This is a genomic window from Chryseobacterium sp. B21-037 (assembly GCF_028570785.1).
Lineage (GTDB): Bacteria > Bacteroidota > Bacteroidia > Flavobacteriales > Weeksellaceae > Chryseobacterium > Chryseobacterium proteolyticum.
Genome location: NZ_JALGCB010000001.1, coordinates 914,863 through 933,638, shown reverse-complemented (window position 1 = coordinate 933,638; position 18,776 = coordinate 914,863). Strand labels below are relative to the sequence as shown.

Sequence of the window (18,776 nt, the reverse complement as noted above, 5' to 3'; positions counted from 1 at the left end):
TTTTAATTAAAATTGTACACTAGCTCCGAAAAGGAAAGTTCTTGCCTGTGGATAATACGCCCGGTCGATTCCGAATGTATCTCCTCCTGCTATTTCAGGATCAAATCCCGTATACTTAGTGAAAGTAACAAGGTTTTCTGCCGTAACGTAGAATCTTACTTTACTTGCTCCAATTGTTTCAGAAAGATTTTTTGGAAGTGTATATCCTACCTGTACCAGTTTCAAACGTAAATAATCACCTTTTTGCAAATAATAATCAGACATTCTTGTATAGTTTTGATTAGGATCATCTTTAGTCACTCTTGCAATGGTGTTGGAAGTTCCTTCTCCTGTCCAACGATCAAGAATGGTTGTTTGATAATTGGCTTCCTGGATATCCAGTCTTCTCAATCCCTGGAATATTTTGTTCCCTGCTTGTCCCTGAGCAAATATCATCAGATCGAAGTTTTTGTAGTTCATATTCAGGGTAAGTCCAAACGTATATTTTGGAACAGAATTCCCAAGGTTTACATAGTCATTCTCATCAATTTTTCCATCACCATTAGCATCCAGTCGCTTGAAATCTCCTGGCTTTGCGTTAGCCTGAATCACACCTCCAGAAGCATTTCTGTACGCGTCAATTTCTGCCTGGTTTTGGAAAATACCTAAGTTCTGATATCCATAAAATGATCCGTAAGAGGAACCAACCTGTAGTCTGGAAACAGCTCCCATTGATTGGTATGAAGCAAAGTTTACATAAGGTTTATCTCCTTCAAGCCTTGTAATTTCATTTTTCAGATAAGCAAAATTTCCGTTTGCTGAAAATCCAAAATCACCCCAGTTCTTTTTATATCCAAGACTTACTTCCACCCCGTCATTATTCATATCCCCGATATTTCTCCAAGGGTTGTTGATCAGACCAAGGTAACCCGGAAGATCGATTTTTCTCAAAATATCCGTACTTTTCTTTCTGTACACATCTACTGATAAATCAAAGTTCTTAAAGATTTTTAAATCCGCAGCGATGTTTAGCTGAGATGTCCTTTCCCATTTCAGATTAGGGTTCTCTAATGTACTTGGCGCATATCCAATATGGATTACATCATCTCCGAAGGTATAATTACTTCCAGGAATCAGGAAGTTGGCATATTGGAAATCATCAATGGCATCATTTCCTAAGACTCCATATCCCCCTCTTAGCTTAAAGCTGTTAATAACATTATTTTCCGGCCAGAATTCTTCATTGGATACATTCCATCCCAAAGACATTGCCGGGAAGTTCCCCCAGTGATAAGCTCTTGCGAATTTTGATGATCCGTCTCTACGAATTGTTCCGGTGAAAAGGTATCTGTTTGCATAGTCGTAAACCACTCTCGCAAAATAGGATGTTTTATGGGTTTCTTTCCCGTCCCAAGCGTTGGTAGATCTGTCGGACTGAGGAATTTCAAAATTAAAAGAAGCTTCCTGCCAGTTATTCGTAGGTAAGTTTTTATAAGTAGTGTTTTGACCTGAAGAAATATTATACTCATAATATCCTTGTCCCAACAATACATTTAAGCTGTGCTGTCCAAATTTATTTTGATAGGTAACCGTATTCTCTGTACTCCATTCAAATTTTTTCTGTGTTTCTCTGAATAAGCTGTTAAAGTCATTCTTAACTGCAGAACTTAAATAAGATACCGGCGTAAATGCCTGATTCCCCCAATAGGAAAGCTTCCCATTTACGCTTGATTTAAAGCTCAGGTGCTTGCTTAACTTCAAATCCGCAAATACATTGGCAACCAAATCATCCGTCCAGTTATACCTTCCTAACTGAGTTTGCTGGAAAGCCAATGGGTTGGACATCTCTTTACTTACATAGTGAGAGATTCCATATGGATTTCCGTTAGGATCGTTGATGTGATTTGGGTTATTAATGTAGTCACTAGGAAAAGGCTGATTAGCCACTCCGTTTGTTACTACTACAGGAGTTGTTGGATCGAGGTTGATCGCGGAACTCAAAGGTCCACCAAACTCTCCATTCGCATTGATTCCCTGTGATTTAGTATGTGTATAGGCAAAAGTTTGTCCAACCGTTAAGAAATCAAATACTTTATGCGTGGAATTAATTCTTCCGTTAATCCTTTTGTAATTAGAGATATCCCGCAATACAATACCCTGTTGGTCATAATAACCAAATGAAGTATAAAAAGTAGATTTATCGCTTCCTCCACTGATGCTGAATTCATGGGAAGAACGTTGAGCAGAATTAAAAATTTGTTTTTGCCAATCTGTTCCATTTCCCAAAGCTGAAGGATTTGCAAATTCAGGTGCTCTTCCATCATTCATATTAGCTTCGTTCATGATCATCCCATACTGTGTAGCATTAAGGAGATCCAGTTTTTTTGCAGCACTTCCTACTCCAAAGAAACCATTATAAGAAAGGTTTAATCTTCCTTTAGCTCCCTTCTTAGTAGTAATCAGGACAACCCCTTTCGCTGCAGAAACCCCGTAGATTGCAGCCGAAGCACCATCTTTCAGGATTTCCATTCCCTCAATATCGGACTGATTTAACCAGGCAATGTTATCCACTACGATGCCATCTACAACCCACAAGGGATCGTTACTTCCCGCACCAAAACTGGTAATACCACGGACCCTGATTGTAGCAGGAGAACCCGGTTGCCCGGAATTTGAAATTACGGAAACACCCGCTGCCCTACCTTGCAGAACCTGCTCTGGTCTTCCCATAGGAACGTCATCAATATCGGAAGCTTTGATGCTCGATATTGCTCCGGTCACATTACTCTTCTTTTGAGTACCATAACCAATCATTACCACTTCCTCAATTTTCTGTTCTTTCGGAAGAGTATCATTGGCTGTTTTCTGGGCACTGAAATTAGCTGTAAAATATAGTACAGCAACTACTCCCAAACCTCTTGATATTCTAATATTCATATACAGTTAGTTTTTTAATTCTCATTTTGAGACAATAAAAATATATTTTTTTTTAAATAGTTAACATTATATTAATAAATATTTTAATATTTCTTTTATTTTTGGGGGTTCAAAGCCCTTTTTTTTGATTAAAATTTCATAAAAACTCATAAAAATTTAATAAAATTAATCCCCAAAATGACGAGCAAGCTTCACAATATTTCACTTCCGTTAAAACTTACCTTCCTCATTTTCTCTATGGTCTTAAACTGCATGGGTATTGTTATCTTGCAACTTTCCGAAGCCAAAATCACTTATGAAAAATTGGGACTTTTAGAATCTTTCAAAGATTTACCAATTGCCTTTTTTTCTCTTTTTGCCGTCAATTTTATAAGCAGAATCGGGACAAAAAAAGCTTTGATCTTTGCTCTGATTATTGTAGGAATCTGTTCATCAATTCTCCCCTTCGTAAAAGTATTCTGGTTTTATAAGCTTTGGTTTGCTATTATAGGGACATGCTTTGCCATAGGGAAGATTTGTGTTTTCGGAATTATCAGAAATAATATTTCCGATGAAAAATCCCTTACCAAAACCATGAGTAATGTAGAAGCATCATTCATGATCGGGATCTTTGTGGTCAATACGGGGTTTGGGTGGCTGATCTCCAGTCAATATTCGGAATACTGGAAGTTTGGGTTTATCGGAATTTCCTTCCTCTCCTTTGTTACCATTATTTTGTTTTCAAGATTGGAGATCGCTGAACCGGAAAAGAATTTTGAAAATAAAACCTTTCTTTCCGACCTGTCAGGATTTATAACTCCTTCTATTGTTGTATTTCTGGTTGTTGTCTTTTCCATTGTATTTGTTGAGCAAAGCTTTAATTCCTGGTTACCTTCATTTTATAAAAACCATTTGAAGGTCAATTCGTTCTTTGCCCTTCAGGCATCTTCCTTTTTAGCTCTTTTCTCTTATGTAGGAAGAACAATCACCGCGAACGTTATCCATCGTTTTCATCTTTCAAAATATTATATCTTCTGCTTACTGTTTATTATTTTCGTGTTAGCAGGTATTTTAGGAATACAATACCTTGATTCTGAAGATTCAAAGGTCATTTTATTTTTATTTCCTGTTATAGGATTGTTTCTTTCTCCTCTCTATCCGGTTCTTAATTCCAAAATGATTGTTCAGGTGGATAAAGAAAAAACGAATCTTTTTACTTCATTAATCGTTATTTTTTCGTCTTTGGGAAGTTCAGTAAGTTCTATCGTTATATCACTACTCTTTGAAAATCAATTACTAACGTACTATCCACTATACATTTTATTTATTGTAACTGTCCTTTTTTCAATAAGTTTGATTTATTTTAAACTTATTAAAAAAACATATTGAAAATAATTTTATTTTTACTCCCATGGAAATCAAGGATTCAAAAAATAAAGAAACGCTTAAGGAGCTTATTGATACTAAAGACTTTGTAGCCCACATTTCAGTGGACTGTACCATATTTGGTTTTCACAATAATATCCTGAAAGTTCTGCTCTTAAAATATCATGATTTAGATCTCTGGTCACTTCCCGGCGGATTTGTGTTTAATGATGAAGATCTGAGAGAGGCTGCTCAACGTGTACTTTACGAAAGAACCCACCTGAAGGACATTTTCCTGAAACAGTTCCATACCTTTGGAAGGATAGACCGTACGGAAAACAATGTCCACCAGATCCTGCTTAAAAATAAAGGCATAGAAGTACCAAGAAATCACTGGATATTTCAAAGGTTCATCACTGTAGGATATTGCAGTCTTATTGACTTTTCCCTTGCCAATACTTTTCCGGACGCTTTTAATGAAACCTGTGAATGGTTTGAAGTGAACAACCTGCCTAAAATGGCATTTGATCATGATAAAATTATTGAAACAGGATTGGAATACCTTCGAATGAATATCAATACCGAGGTGGCTGCCAGCAATTTATTACCGTTGAAATTTACCATGAAGGACTTGCAGTCATTGTACGAAACCATTTTAGGCCAGAAATTCAGAAGGAATAATTTTCAGCGTAAAATATTAAGCCTAAATATTCTTGAAAGACTGGAAAAACTATATGATGGCTCTGCCAACAAAGCGCCTTATCTCTATAAATTTAAGAATAAAATCCATAATTCCGCCAACCACTATCCTATTTCCAACGAAGAGGAAGAGGAATAATTCAACGTTCTTATTTAAAGCTTAGATTATCGTCATCCTAAAAAGTTGGCGTAATTCTATATGTCCTGCAGGTACATTAAAAAAATAGGCTGAAATAAAGCAAGCAAAAAAAATTTTTCTGAAATCGCGAAAAATGCTATTTTTAGGAAAATTTAAAAAATGTCATATTATCCTCTTACAAGTATTCCTGACTATTACGGAATTGATGCCTTACTTACCGAAGAACACAAGCTAATCCGCCAATCTATAAGGGATTGGGTAGAAAGCTTTGTAATGCCTCAGATAGATCATGCTGCTCAAAATCATACAGATTTACCTGGTTTAATGAAAGAATTAGGGAAAATAGGTGCGCTTGGTCCATACATTCCGGTAGAATACGGTGGTTCCGGATTAGATCAGATCTCTTATGGTCTTATCATGCAGGAATTGGAAAGAGGAGATTCAGCAGTTCGTTCTGCCGCTTCTGTACAAAGTTCTTTGGTGATGTTTCCTATTAATGAATTTGGTTCTGAGGAACAGAAAAGAAAATACCTTCCTCAGCTGGCATCCGGAGACATGATCGGATCTTTTGGATTAACGGAGCCTAACCATGGATCAGATCCCGGCTCTATGGAAACCTATTTTAAAGATATGGGAGATCATTATCTTCTGAATGGTGCGAAAATGTGGATCACAAACTCTCCTTTATGCGATATTGCGGTAGTTTGGGCTAAAAATGAAGAAGGAAAAATTCAGGGATTAATCGTTGAAAGAGGAATGGAAGGATTTACGACTCCTGAAACACATAATAAGTGGAGTTTGAGAGCTTCTAAAACCGGAGAATTGGTATTCAATAATGTAAAGGTTCCAAAAGAAAACCTTCTTCCTGGAGTAACGGGATTAAAGGGACCTCTTTCTTGCCTTAACTCGGCAAGATACGGGATTTCCTGGGGAGTAATCGGGGCAGCAATTGACTGCTACTGTACTGCTGTTCAGTATTCTAAAGAGAGAAAACAATTTGGCAATCCAATCGGATCTTATCAGCTACAACAGAAAAAATTAGCTGAATTTTTGACAGAAATTACAAAAGCACAATTGCTTTGTTTACAGTTAGGAAATCTTAAAAACGATCACAAAGCAAGTCCTGCACAGATTTCAATGGCTAAAAGAAATAACGTAAAAATGGCTATAGATATCGCCAGAGAATCCCGTCAGATTTTAGGAGGAATGGGAATCATGGGGGAATTCCCAATGATGAGACACGCTGCAAACCTTGAATCGGTAATTACTTATGAGGGAACCCACGATGTTCACCTGTTAATTACCGGAATGGATATTACTGGTATTAATGCTTTCTAAGTATAAAATAATAGAGATGTATAAAGCGTCCGGTCAGCTGACCGGACGCTTTTATTTTGTAATAATTGCAATACTACTATTCAATGAATAATTATTGATATCTCAACAAGGTGAATTTAATTTTTAAAAATTCTATATTAACCTAACCAAAAATTGTCATTATGAAAAAAATTACTCTTTTATTGCTTGGACTTGCTGCTCCATTTTACTTTTCTCAGCAGGCAGGAGACGTAGCCAGTTTTGAACAAAAGCTGGATTTAACTCCCCAGGGAGTTATCAATTTTATCGCCAATAACCTTGGAGAACAAAATGCTCCTGATTTTGTAAGTTATCTTAATGGATTTAATGTGGGTTTGAAAGCGTACAAAATTACTTACTACACTAAAAATGAAAACAATACACTGGTAAAAGCAACCGGTCTGGTTATGTACCCTAACGTTAACTACAAACTTTCTACCGTTGTTTCCGACCATGGAACAACAGACAGCAGAAATAATGTTCCTTCTAATTTAAGGGGTGTATTATACGCAGGATTTGTTGTTGAATTATCCTATGTACTGAATGGATATATCCTTATGGCTCCGGACTATGTGGGAATGGGAAGTGGTGATGGCGTTCATCCTTATGTCCATTACCCTACTGAAGCCAGCGCAACTATCGATTTTGTAACAGCTGCCAATAAAGTATTAGCACAGTTAGGGATAAAACGATATGATGAATATTTTCTGACAGGATATTCCCAGGGAGCACACGCTGCAATGTCTACTTTAAAAAAGCTGAACGATTCGAATCCCACTCAATTGAAATTCAAGTATGCCTACATGGGTGACGGGCCGTATGATTTTTCAGGAGTTACACTGCAAAAAGGGGTTTTAGAAAAAGATGTCTATCCATTTACTTCTTTCCTGGCCAACGTAGTAAATACCTGTAACAACATAGGATATAAAACATATAACACCAGTATTTCAGAGGTTATCTCCGCGGAATATATGGATAAGTATAATTATCATGTCCTGCAGGATAATGGAGGGTTATTATGGGGACCTCTCATCTGGAGAAAACTTTTCACAAATAATTTTGTGAATGACGTTACTAATAACAACAATAATAAACTCAGACTTTGTTTAAAATCAAATGATGTTTATGACTGGTATAACAAAACGCCTATGACTTTAGGGCACTCAAGTGTAGATCTTGCGATCCCACCTGAAAATACATCAAAAACGATTGATGTACAAAGAGGCTATTACTCATGGTGGGATCTGGATAAATATAAGCTTCAGTCTTTTTACTGGGGCCCTCTGGGACATGTTGGAGGAATAGTTCCATTTGTTCTGGCATCTAATGCAAAATTTAATACCCTCAGGAGCGGTGGGCTTTTTAATGAATGGGCGAAAATCACTTCAAAGTCCGCTGATTCACAACCAAAGCTAAATCCTCTTTATTCGTCACAGATACAACCTAATTCAGGATCTATGGAAGTGATTGAAATAAAAGATTTTAACAAAGATAATTCTCAAGGAAACTCATTAACTCATCAGAATTTAGGCACTTTACAAGATGGTGTATATCTACTAAAAGTATCTCAAAACGATGAAAATAAATGGATCTCGTATATCAAAAATGCCCCAACTCCTATTAACGAAAAGGATATTGTAAATTCCGAAAACAATAATATAATCAGTTTAAAGATCAATCCTGATGAGTTGATGGCTATTAATATATTTGATGAGAATAGAAGCCTTGTTAAAACAATTCCTCAAAAAGAATATACAAGAGAAGGCGGAATTAACACAAATACCTTAGAATCAAAAAATTACACATTTGAAGTCTTAACAGAATTCTATGGTCTTCAGTTCAATAAGAGCATCACCGGAAATAATGTAGAAAACAGTACTGATATATTCTCTCAAAATAATCAGATTAAAGTCCGCGCCAAAAATGGCCTGAAAAACATTCATATTTATTCCATTTCAGGAACATTAATACAAAATGTGGATCTTACTGCCTCCAGCTTTGAATCCAAATCTTTGGAGCCGGGAGTGTATGTAACGCAGGTAACCCTATCTGATGGAAAAACTATTCACAAGAAAATAAAATTATAACATTACTTTCTTCATTTCAAATTATATTGATTCCAAAGCTGCCTTATATTACATATATAAGGCAGCTTTTTTTATAGGAAGAACTCTGTGAACATCAGCATTCATTCAGCTTAATTAGTAAATGATTTGATATTTTCTTTAAAACTAACCTCAGGGTTAAGAATTTCAAGAATAAGACTACGTACCGATTTCATAGCTTCATCAATACCACCTTTTTCAAATTGCAGGGAAACAACCCCTTTTTTTGCCTCTGCGAAACTCCAGATCCCGGTTTCAACAGGAAAACCCCAGAATTCAGGAAGACTTTGAATTACATACTGATAAATACACAACTGAAGAGCCTGTTTTCTGTCGCTGTTATGAAAATAGGCATCTACATTATCAGCATCAATTTTTACGATCAGATTTTTAATTTTTGCGGTCTTGTAATCGATAATCCTTACAGTTCCGTTGAGGCGGTCTATGCGGTCTATAAATCCAAAGAAAGAAACTTTATCTTTTGTGATGTCGTCCAGATAAAAATCCACATTCTCAAACCTTCTTTCGATGGCAATAATTTCCAGTTTGTTTCCTGACTTTACAAGATCCAGATCGTAAGTAAGAATGCTTTCAATTACTTTTTTTGCAATTGCTTTATGGATAAAATTCATTCCCTTTTCATAGAATTCCGGCTGGTGTTTAAGCTTTTCAATTGCTATATCGATATATTGATCTATTGCTTTAATTGATTCTTTTAAATCATTTTCTTTTAATATCTTACCTTTAAGTACTTCATATATTTCTTGAAGTGAATAATGAACCAGATTTCCGTAATTTTTAACAGACAATTCTTCTTCGATTTCATCAGTTTCCGATGTATTTAAAATCTTTGATAAATAAAAATCGATAGGATTATAAAGGTAACTCGTCAAATGGGAAGCAGATACTTTTTCTTTCCATTTTTCAAGTCTTTCCAGAACAATATCCGTTTTATTGATTTCAATAGGCTGAGAGGAAATGGGTTCGGAGGAATTTTCTATAATCAGGTGCTCGATATTGTGTGAGCTTTCCATTTCAATCTGGGTAATAAAACGGCTTTTTTCACCACTATTAACGCCTGAACTTAAAGCATTGAATAAAAGATGTACATTCTGAGCATCCTGAATCAGCCTGTAAAAATGGTAGGCATAAATACTATCATTTTCCAAAAAGGTGTGAAGATCAAAGAACTTCCTTATATCAAAAGGAATATAAGTATTCTGCGAATTTCCTAATGGCAGCTTTCCTTCATTTACAGATAGCAGAATCACGTTCTCAAAATTTAAAAGCCTGGTTTCCAGCAATCCCATGATCTGCAATCCTCTTAAAGGCTCTCCCTGAAAGTCGATACTCTCGGAATTAATATGCTGATTAATAAGTATTTCAAGCGTTTCCATCTTAATCTCAAAATCATAAGGGGTCACCTGATTTTTAATGATCCTGAATGCATTTTCAAAATGGGAAACATTTTCATATTGGATATCATCTATTTCCAACCATTTAATCTTCTTACAAAAATCAATAAGCATGTCAAGGTATCGTCCTGTTGAATCTGCCTTTTGAAGTAAATGAAAATAAGAGAGTCCGCTTAAAAGTTCCCGTAATAGCTTCTGGGATATATAAACGATATTTCTCTCTTCTATCCTTGCTTTAAAATGGTTGATAATCTGTTCATCCTCAGGTGATTTCGGGAGCTCTTCGAGGATGGGAAACAAATCCCTGTAATAATATGAGGATTTATTTTTTTCCAATTGTTTCTGGAGATAGAAAAGCTGTTTGACAGCATTGGAAAAAGAGAGATTCTTCAGAGGAAACCCCATGGTAATATTCAGATGGTCAATACCATGCATAACATCCAGACTTGCCGGAAGCAGATTTTCATCCAGCAGCACCAATGCAGTATTCGAATAGGTTTTGTTCTCAATTTCACTGAATATTTCAGGCAGTATTTTTGTTTGAGTTACATTACCGGATACTTCATAAACTTTGATGTTTTTAGGTTGGTTAAAATCATCTTCGATCCACTGAAAAGCCCTGCTGTCATTAAACTCCTTCCACAACTTATGATTTCTCAGAAACTTTCCGGCTTCTTGTCTTTCATCATCGAAATAGTAATGATCCGCCTGGAAAAAGCACTGTCCTTTATCCCATTGGAGCAAACTTCTCACCAGCTTTTCTTCTACAGGAGTGAAAGCATTAAACCCACAGAATACAAACTGCTGGTCGGTCGCCTTGGCGAAATCGTTTATTTTAGCTTTAGCTGTTTCATGGATCATTCCTGAAGTAGCCCAATTCCTTTCCTGTAATTTCTTTTTTAAAACAGGAAGAAAAATATTCATATTCCTCCAGAAATTAAGGAACTTTTTCCTTGGAACATCATCATCTTCTCCTAAATTCTGAGCCCATTCCTTGATCCTCTCTTCATCAAACATATACTGGAGTACTACTTCATCACTATCCGAAAATTTCAAAATATCATCCCAGTCTTTTTGTAAAGTAGGAAACCACTTCAGAAAGTCAGAGAAATTATCATTGGGAATCAGGTTAAGACTTTTATAGACATCAAACGCAAAAAGCCACAGGGCAATCCCCTGAATGGGTTGCTTATCCGCAATACGGTCAATAAGTTCCTCTATCGTATAAAAGTTGGGCAGAAATCCTGAATAATTATTTTCCTCAAGGATCTGACGGATAAAAACAATGGGCCTTTTTCCGGGAATAACAATATTAAATACGGATAAATCTGTATTTTGGGCTAAGAGTTCGTGAATGATTTTATTGAGAAATTTCAAGACTTTTTATAGCTATTTAATTGGTCTAACTGTTCCGTTATACTGGTATTATATTCAGCTTGCTTTTCCTTATTCATTCCATTTTGTGTTTCTTTGTCATAGGCAATCTGGAAATCTCTGTATTCATGCAACACCCTGTCATAAATAGCTTTGAATTTTTTCTGGTAATCACCTGCGGTTTTAATGTTTTCCATTACTTCTTTCCGAAGCTTTCTGGCATATAGTTCAGCAATATCAAAATGCTTTTGCTCGTGGAGTAACACATAATCATTGATCCTTTTTACATCTTTCCACGACTTATCTTTATTGAAAATAGTTAGAACTTCAATTTTCACAGGAGATGCAGGGTTGGAGGAAGTGACAACGGAATATTCCCAACCACAATGGGTATAGGCAACTACATCTTTATTGCTTTTTCTGCTCACCGGACTTTTAAAATCATCCCAGGTAAGCTTCTGATCTTCTTTCCAGATAATTTTCTGACCGAATATCTGAACGGATACCAAAAGACAAATAAAGATGGTCCACTTCATTATTTCACTACGATGGTTTTGGTGATCCAGCTGTTCGTTCCCTGCCAGAATTTAAAGGTATAAGTTCCGGTCTGCTGAGGATTGAAATTGATCTGATTCATACCCTGATGGGTAGATTGTGAACATTGAGCATCAGTTCGGAATTTATAAGCAGTAACCGTTCTGGTTAAATTATCACTGTGAATGTAATCATAGCCATAGAAGCCTTCACATTGTGACACATAAGAAGAATAAGTTTTTATATGCTGAATATCAAAAACGTTCATCGTGTCTTTAGAAATTTTTACACTATCAATTTTTACCTTATCAATAGATTGTATGGATTCATAATCATCATCATGACAGGAAGCAACAACTATCCCTAAAATTATTGCAGAAAACCCAATATTTAAAAGTCTTTTCATAACACAATATTTTTCGATTATTAATAAATATTTAGCAAAAATTATTCCTTTGTTAACGAAAATTAAGAATTAAAATTTCCTTTCGATAAATAAACTACTTTTTTGGTATCAAAAAACTCTTCTTTAAAATAAGTATTAAGATTATAAATTTCACACTTCAAACCGGCGAGTTCTTCAGCGAGATCTCCTCCTTTCAGATATAGCACCCCATTATGCTTTGCATTAAATTGTTCTTTTTCAAATTTACCTTTCAACCATCTTAGGAATTCAGGCATTTGAGTAACCGCCCGGCTTACTACAAAGTGAAATTTTTCTTTTAATTTCTCAGCTCTACCATGGATTGCAGTAACATTAGTAAGTCCTACTCCTTCTGCAACAGCATTTACAACACTGATCTTCTTACCGATGGAATCTATGAGTGTAAATTGAGAATCCGGAAATAAAATAGCTAAAGGAATTCCGGGAAAACCACCTCCCGTTCCAATATCAAGAACCCGGGTTCCGGGAGAAAACTCCATTACTTTAGCAATCCCTAATGAATGCAGGATATGCTTTTCATATAAAGATTCCATATCTTTTCTGGAAATCACATTGATTTTTTCATTCCACTCATTATAGAGACTTTCCAATTGAGTAAATTGTTGTATCTGATTTTCTGTGAGATCCGGAAAATATTTTAATAGTAACGATATAGACATAAGAATTATTATAATTTGCAAAAATAAGTTTATTTCACGTTGTATTCAAATTAAGTCGCCTAAATCAGGGTTTTTAAGCCAATAAGATTATTTTGCAATAGCGGGTATCACCGGTACACTTACGTTTCCGCTTGTATTCACGGTTTGTACTGCAAAAATATAGTTGTCTTTTGAGAGCGGGATTTTCAGTGAAAGCTCCTTGGTAAATATTTTCTTCTGCCACAAGGGATTATCTGTTTCTCTCACTAACACATAGTAACCTGCAGCCAGTCCCGATTTTGGTTTTTTCCAATGCAGAACAGTAGAGTTGGTAAGTTCTTTAACTTCTATTTCAACCTGCTCGGGCTTTGATGCAGATTTAGCAAGACTGGCTAATACAGCAACGTTGGCAGCTACATTCTTTCGTAAATAATTAAAATCAATAAACTCAGGAAGATCACCATATTGCTTATTATTTTCTTTTCTTATATCCTGATGCTGGTGATCATAATTTTCATAATATTCCGTCAATCTTACAGAAGGAAATCCATAGTTCACAAAGCTCGAATGATCTCCTCCACGTAAAAACCTGTCATTTCTGTAGATCAGCTTTACTTCAAGTTTTTTCACATATTTTTCAGCAACCTCCTTAATGTATCTCGCTAACTGACGGGATTCGCCATCATTTTCCAAGCCCAGATTTCTTAATCCCAAAGCTTTTTTATCCAGGTCAGCATAAGGCAATCCTTCACTGAACACCCGCAGTGTGTAATCATTGATTTCACCAGTCTCTCCCGCTTTGGCATTTCCTATCATATCATTATTCAAAACAGCTTCTAATTGCACATTCTCCTTTTTCATTTTCTCTGCTAATAATTTAGAACCAAGCAGCGACTGTTCTTCTCCGGAAAAAGCAACGAAAATAACAGATGCCGGAAACTTGGATCTGCTGAGAACCCTTGCCGCTTCTATCACAGCACTTACTCCACTTCCATCGTCATTTGCCCCTGGAGCAAACGATGTCCTGTTCATCACATCCGTAACACGAGAATCTAGATGTCCTGAAATCAGGAAAACCCTTTTGTCATCAGGGTCAGTCCCCCTTAAAAAAGCACACGCATTCCCAAGATTAGTCACCTGATCTACCCTTTTTCCATCCGGCTGAATATCTTGCTGCTGCAAATAAACTTCCATTCTTCCCCCTGAATTTTTTGCAAATTCTTTAAACTTACTTAAAACCCAGGTCCTTGCCGCTCCTATCCCATTTTCCGGATCATTTATCTTGCTTAACGTATGTCTTGTATTAAAACTTACAAGACTGTTGATATAACTTTTCAGGGAATCTGAGTTTACCTCGGAAACATATTTTTTTATTTCACCGTCTTTTTCAGGTATTTGTGAAAAACCTATAAACGGAATCAACAGCAGAAGAACAGAATATTTCATAAGATTAAATGTAAGATGATTTAAATATACAAAACGTACAGCTTGAGAAGCTTTTTTTATTTTAATATTATATTTAAATTAAGTTTTATTATATATTTTTGTTACAATACAAAAATATTACATGGACAAACTTTCAGATAGAGTAAAAAGACTTGGATACTCGCAGACTTTTGTAATGTCTAATAAGGCTAGAGAAATGAAAGCCAACGGAATAGACGTTATCAGCTTAACACTTGGCGAACCGGATTTTGATGTTCCCGACAATATAAAACAAGCGGCTTTTGATGCCATTAATCAAAATTACAGTCATTACTCTCCTGTTCCGGGCTTTCTGGAGCTTCGTGAAGCTATTGCATATAAATTAAAAAGAGATAATCATTTAGAATATAAACCTACACAAATATGTGTTTCCAATGGTGCCAAACAAGCTATTTTAAATGTTCTGGCTGCCATCATCAATGACGGAGATGAAGTGATCCTTCCAACACCGTATTGGGTAAGTTATGACGAAATGGTAAAAATGATGGGCGGAAATTCCGTTATGGTTCCAACCTCTTATGTAACTGATTTCAAAATCACTGCCGAACAGCTGGAAGAAGCGATTACAGATAAAACCAAAGCTGTTTTATTCAGTTCACCTTGTAATCCTTCCGGTGGATATTACACTTACGACGAATTAAAATCCCTGGCTAAAGTCATTGCTAAATACCCTCATGTCACTGTGATTTCTGATGAAATCTACGAGTTTATCAACTATGAAACTAAAACAGCATCTATTGCCCAGTTTCCTGAAGTATATGAGCAAACAGCCGTAATCAACGGAATGTCCAAAGCTTTTGCGATGACAGGCTGGAGAATAGGATATTCCGCATGTCCTGAATGGTTGGCGAAAGCTTGTGAAAAAGTTCAGGGACAAATGACCAGCGGAGCCAATACAATGGCCCAGAGAGCTTCTATTACCGCTCTGAAAACAGACCCTTCAGAATACAGATACATGATCGATGCCTTCAAAAAAAGAAGAGATCTTGTCTATGATCTGATCACTGAGATCCCTGGATTCAAGGTTCTTTTGCCTAAAGCAGCCTTCTATTTCTTTCCGGATATTTCTTACTATATAGGCAAAACTTTGAACGGAACCGAAATTAAAGATGCTGATGATTTTGCTATGTTTATTTTAGAAAATGCCCATGTAGGATGCGTTGGCGGTGTTTCCTTTGGAAGCCCTGAATGCATCAGATTCTCTTATGCTGCATCAGAAGATGATCTACGAGAGGCCATGAGAAGAATCAAGGAACTATTAGAGAAATTTAACTAACAATACCAACCGATGAATTTATTAAAGAGAATCACTATTGCAACTAGCATTGCAGCAGCTAGTTTTACGGGCTATGTTCATGCACAGGATTTCCAGTGGAAAGAAGCTACGGCCAACGGTTATACTTACCGATATGTAACCAATGACCCAACCGCCGCAAGATATTATAAACTGAAAAACGGCTTAACTGTTATTTTAAGTCCAACCAAAAAGGACCCAAGAATCCAGACGTATATTGCTACCAAAGCAGGGAGCAAAACCGACCCTGCTGACCATACAGGTTTAGCCCATTACCTTGAACACATGCTTTTTAAAGGTACCGACAAGTTCGGATCCAAAGACTGGGCAAAAGAAAAACCTCTGCTGGATCAGATCGATGCATTGTATGAAAAATACAATCAGACAAAGGATGAAGCCAAGAGAAAAGAGATCTACAAAGAAATAGACAAAGTATCCGGAGAGGCAGCGAAATATGCCATTGCCAATGAATATGATAAGATGATGTCAGGAATGGGAGCAGATGGTACCAATGCTTTTACATCATTTGAACAAACGGTGTATACGGAAGACATCCCTTCAAATGTTACCGATAAATTCTTAGCTGTTCAGGCAGAAAGATTCAGACAACCCATTTTAAGGCTTTTCCATACGGAGCTGGAAGCAGTTTATGAAGAAAAGAACCGCGGCCTGGATAATGATTCAAGAAAAGTTTATGAAGCGATGTTCGCGGCCATATTTCCAAATAACAATTACGGGAAACAAACTACAATCGGAACCGTTGAACACTTAAAGAACCCTTCTCTAAAAGCAATCAGAGAATATTTTAACAATTATTATGTTCCTAACAACATGGGAATCATCATGTCTGGAGATTTCAATCCTGATGAAATGATCGTTAAAATCGATAAAGAATTCTCCTATATGAAACCTAAGGAGATTCCTGCTTACACTGTTGGGCAGGAGCAGCCTATTACTGCACCGATCACTAAAGAAGTATTTGGCCCTAACCCAGAAAACATTACGATAGGCTTCAGATTTCCGGGAGCGACAACAAGAGATGCCAGACTTCTGAATCTGATAGGAAGCATGCTAACTAACGGGCAAGCGGGACTTATTGACCTTGATCTTGTGAAAAAACAAAAATTATTAGCCGCCTATGCTTTCCCTTATGTTTTAAAAGACTACTCTGTTCTCTTCCTGCAAGGAAACCCTACAGAAGGTCAATCTTTAGATCAGGTTAAAACATTGTTACTGCAGGAGATTGATAAATTAAGAAAAGGAGAATTCTCTGATGATCTTATACAATCTATCGTAAATAACGAAAGGAAGAATATCATTCAGAATAATGAAAAATACTCTTCAAGAGCAAGTACTTTAATGGATGAGTTCACTTCTGATATTGACCACAAAGCAGCTTTGGAATATGTAGAAGAGATATCGAAACTTACTAAAAAAGATATCATGGACTTTGCTTCCAAATATCTTCAGGACAACAATTACGTTGCCATCTATAAGAGAAAAGGAGAAGATAAAAACATTGTAAAAGTAGACAAGCCTACAATTACTCCTGTTTCTGTAAACAGAGACGACCAGTCTCCTTTCCTGAAAAAGATCAACGAAATGCCTGAGTCGGCCATCGCACCGGTTTGGCTGAATTTCGATAAAGACATCGCAAAAAATAAATTAGGCGGTATTGATGTTCTTTCTGTAAAAAATACAGATAATGAATTATTCAGGCTGTATTATCACTTCGATTCAGGAAAATGGAACAACAAAATGCTTCCTTTGGCAGCAGAATACCTTCAATACCTCGGAACCAAAAATAAATCGTCCGAAACCATCAGCAAGGAATTCTATAAACTTGCATCAAGTTTCAGCGTAGGTGCCGGAAATGAGGAAACCTATGTAACCATAGAAGGTCTCAACGAAAATTTTGATAAAACATTAGCTTTATTCGAAGACCTGATCAAAAACTGTGAAGCTGACCAGGCTGCTCTAGATTCTTATAAAGCAAGATTGAAAAAAGCGAGAGCCAATGCAAAACAGAATAAAGGCAGCATCATGGCCGGATTGAGAAGCTACGCACAATATGGCCCTCAAAATCCATTTAATAATGTATTGACAGATGCAGAACTTGATGCCTTAAAAGCAGAAGACCTGATCAAAATACTTCACGATTTGTTCAACTACAAACACAAAGTATTGTATTACGGTCCGAAATCCGGAAGTGAAGCCGTTGCATCCCTCACTCCCATCCACAAGCTTCCGACTACCTTAAAAGATATGCCGAAGTCTAAAACTTTCACCCAGGTACCAACAGATAAGACCAAAGTATTATTTGCTCATTATGACATGGTTCAGGCTGAAGTTTTCTGGGTAAGAAACGGAGAGCAATACAATGCAACGATTACTCCTACGGTAAGCTTATTCAATAATTATTTCGGAGGTGGAATGGGATCAATTGTATTCCAGACCATAAGAGAATCCAAAGCCCTGGCTTATTCTACTTATTCTTACTTCTCTCTTCCAAGCAAAAAAGAAGATAAAGATATGATTACTGCTTATGTAGGAACTCAGGCAGATAAATTCAATGAGTCCACTACAGCGATGAATGAGCTTCTCACTACTTTACCACAGTCTCAACAACTATTTGAAACAGCTAAAAGTGGTTTAAAGAAATCTATCGCTTCGGAAAGAATCACCCAGGACGGAATCATCTTTACTTATTTAAGAGCTCAAAAGCTGGGCAATTCTACTGATATCAGAAAGAATGTTTATGATCAGGCTCCTCAACTGTCATTTGCAGACATTAACAGTTTCCATGATAAGGAAATGAAAGGTAAAAATTTCACCTACTGTATTGTAGCATCTCAGGACAAAGTAAATGAAGCCGACATGAAAAAATTAGGAGAGGTAAAAAAACTCAACTTAAACGAAATTTTCGGTTACTAAATATAATGAAAAAGCTCTGAATTCAGAGCTTTTTTCTTTCTATCGGTTTGAAAACAATTATAGATTTTATTAATCGATTTACATTTGTTCGATAGACA

At 36.4% G+C, this 18,776-nt stretch carries 12 protein-coding genes; 6 read left to right on the top strand and 6 right to left on the bottom strand.

The genetic code is table 11. The annotated features are described in order from the left end of the window. Positions 1–6: 6 nt before the first annotated feature. Entirely contained in the window at positions 7–2,916 is a 2,910-nt protein-coding gene (locus MTQ00_RS03905; protein ID WP_273647812.1) for a SusC/RagA family TonB-linked outer membrane protein, read from the bottom strand. A gap of 177 nt (positions 2,917–3,093) precedes the next feature. On the opposite strand from MTQ00_RS03905, the gene MTQ00_RS03900 reads away from it, so the two are divergent. The 4 genes from MTQ00_RS03900 to MTQ00_RS03885 all read left to right on the top strand — a co-directional run bounded on the left by MTQ00_RS03900 (position 3,094) and on the right by MTQ00_RS03885 (position 8,541). Beyond that, positions 3,094–4,284, top strand: a complete 1,191-nt coding sequence (locus tag MTQ00_RS03900) for an MFS transporter (protein ID WP_273647811.1) — start codon at positions 3,094–3,096, stop codon at positions 4,282–4,284. A gap of 22 nt (positions 4,285–4,306) precedes the next feature. Further along, positions 4,307–5,098 carry an NUDIX hydrolase gene (locus tag MTQ00_RS03895; RefSeq protein ID WP_172283297.1) on the top strand — a complete coding sequence of 264 codons (792 nt, stop codon included), beginning with the start codon at positions 4,307–4,309 and terminating at the stop codon, positions 5,096–5,098. Positions 5,099–5,257: 159 nt separating this feature from the next. Then, a complete protein-coding gene (locus MTQ00_RS03890; RefSeq protein ID WP_273647810.1) occupies positions 5,258–6,436 on the top strand; it encodes an acyl-CoA dehydrogenase family protein in 1,179 nt (392 codons plus the stop codon). A gap of 161 nt (positions 6,437–6,597) precedes the next feature. Beyond that, positions 6,598–8,541 carry a T9SS type A sorting domain-containing protein gene (locus MTQ00_RS03885; protein WP_273647809.1) on the top strand — a complete coding sequence of 648 codons (1,944 nt, stop codon included), beginning with the start codon at positions 6,598–6,600 and terminating at the stop codon, positions 8,539–8,541. Between the two features lie 110 nt (positions 8,542–8,651). On the opposite strand, the gene MTQ00_RS03880 is transcribed toward MTQ00_RS03885, so the two are convergent. The 5 genes from MTQ00_RS03880 to MTQ00_RS03860 all read right to left on the bottom strand — a co-directional run bounded on the left by MTQ00_RS03880 (position 8,652) and on the right by MTQ00_RS03860 (position 14,411). Further along, positions 8,652–11,351, bottom strand: coding sequence for a PD-(D/E)XK nuclease family protein (locus MTQ00_RS03880; protein ID WP_273647808.1), 2,700 nt, complete (start codon positions 11,349–11,351; stop codon positions 8,652–8,654). Beyond that, complete coding sequence (locus tag MTQ00_RS03875; protein ID WP_273647807.1) at positions 11,348–11,884, bottom strand: DUF922 domain-containing protein; 537 nt, start codon at positions 11,882–11,884, stop codon at positions 11,348–11,350. Before MTQ00_RS03875 ends, MTQ00_RS03880 begins: the two co-directional genes overlap by 4 nt. After that, a complete protein-coding gene (locus MTQ00_RS03870; RefSeq protein ID WP_273647806.1) occupies positions 11,884–12,288 on the bottom strand; it encodes a hypothetical protein in 405 nt (134 codons plus the stop codon). The genes MTQ00_RS03875 and MTQ00_RS03870 overlap by 1 nt, the downstream gene beginning before the upstream one ends. Before the next feature lie 62 nt (positions 12,289–12,350). Further along, the gene (gene rsmG / locus MTQ00_RS03865; protein WP_273647805.1) at positions 12,351–12,986 is read right to left on the bottom strand and encodes a 16S rRNA (guanine(527)-N(7))-methyltransferase RsmG; all 636 of its coding nucleotides are present in this window, start codon (positions 12,984–12,986) and stop codon (positions 12,351–12,353) included. Between the two features lie 87 nt (positions 12,987–13,073). After that, positions 13,074–14,411 carry a M20/M25/M40 family metallo-hydrolase gene (locus tag MTQ00_RS03860; RefSeq protein WP_273647804.1) on the bottom strand — a complete coding sequence of 446 codons (1,338 nt, stop codon included), beginning with the start codon at positions 14,409–14,411 and terminating at the stop codon, positions 13,074–13,076. Positions 14,412–14,532: 121 nt separating this feature from the next. Between MTQ00_RS03860 and MTQ00_RS03855 the strand changes: the two genes are divergently transcribed. Both MTQ00_RS03855 and MTQ00_RS03850 read left to right on the top strand, forming a co-directional pair. Further along, a complete protein-coding gene (locus MTQ00_RS03855) occupies positions 14,533–15,726 on the top strand; it encodes a pyridoxal phosphate-dependent aminotransferase (protein ID WP_172283312.1) in 1,194 nt (397 codons plus the stop codon). A gap of 12 nt (positions 15,727–15,738) precedes the next feature. Continuing rightward, the gene (locus MTQ00_RS03850; protein WP_273647803.1) at positions 15,739–18,678 is read left to right on the top strand and encodes a M16 family metallopeptidase; all 2,940 of its coding nucleotides are present in this window, start codon (positions 15,739–15,741) and stop codon (positions 18,676–18,678) included. Positions 18,679–18,776 lie beyond the last annotated feature (98 nt).

What these genes read in the sequence shown, in the direction of transcription:
- MTQ00_RS03905 (WP_273647812.1), bottom strand. Translation starts at nt 2,916, where the DNA reads ATGAATATTAGAATATCAAGAGGTTTGGGAGTAGTTGCTGTACTATAT.
- MTQ00_RS03900 (WP_273647811.1), top strand. Translation starts at nt 3,094, where the DNA reads ATGACGAGCAAGCTTCACAATATTTCACTTCCGTTAAAACTTACCTTC.
- MTQ00_RS03895 (WP_172283297.1), top strand. Translation starts at nt 4,307, where the DNA reads ATGGAAATCAAGGATTCAAAAAATAAAGAAACGCTTAAGGAGCTTATT.
- MTQ00_RS03890 (WP_273647810.1), top strand. Translation starts at nt 5,258, where the DNA reads ATGTCATATTATCCTCTTACAAGTATTCCTGACTATTACGGAATTGAT.
- MTQ00_RS03885 (WP_273647809.1), top strand. Translation starts at nt 6,598, where the DNA reads ATGAAAAAAATTACTCTTTTATTGCTTGGACTTGCTGCTCCATTTTAC.
- MTQ00_RS03875 (WP_273647807.1), bottom strand. Translation starts at nt 11,884, where the DNA reads ATGAAGTGGACCATCTTTATTTGTCTTTTGGTATCCGTTCAGATATTC.
- MTQ00_RS03870 (WP_273647806.1), bottom strand. Translation starts at nt 12,288, where the DNA reads ATGAAAAGACTTTTAAATATTGGGTTTTCTGCAATAATTTTAGGGATA.
- rsmG (WP_273647805.1), bottom strand. Translation starts at nt 12,986, where the DNA reads ATGTCTATATCGTTACTATTAAAATATTTTCCGGATCTCACAGAAAAT.
- MTQ00_RS03860 (WP_273647804.1), bottom strand. Translation starts at nt 14,411, where the DNA reads ATGAAATATTCTGTTCTTCTGCTGTTGATTCCGTTTATAGGTTTTTCA.
- MTQ00_RS03855 (WP_172283312.1), top strand. Translation starts at nt 14,533, where the DNA reads ATGGACAAACTTTCAGATAGAGTAAAAAGACTTGGATACTCGCAGACT.
- MTQ00_RS03850 (WP_273647803.1), top strand. Translation starts at nt 15,739, where the DNA reads ATGAATTTATTAAAGAGAATCACTATTGCAACTAGCATTGCAGCAGCT.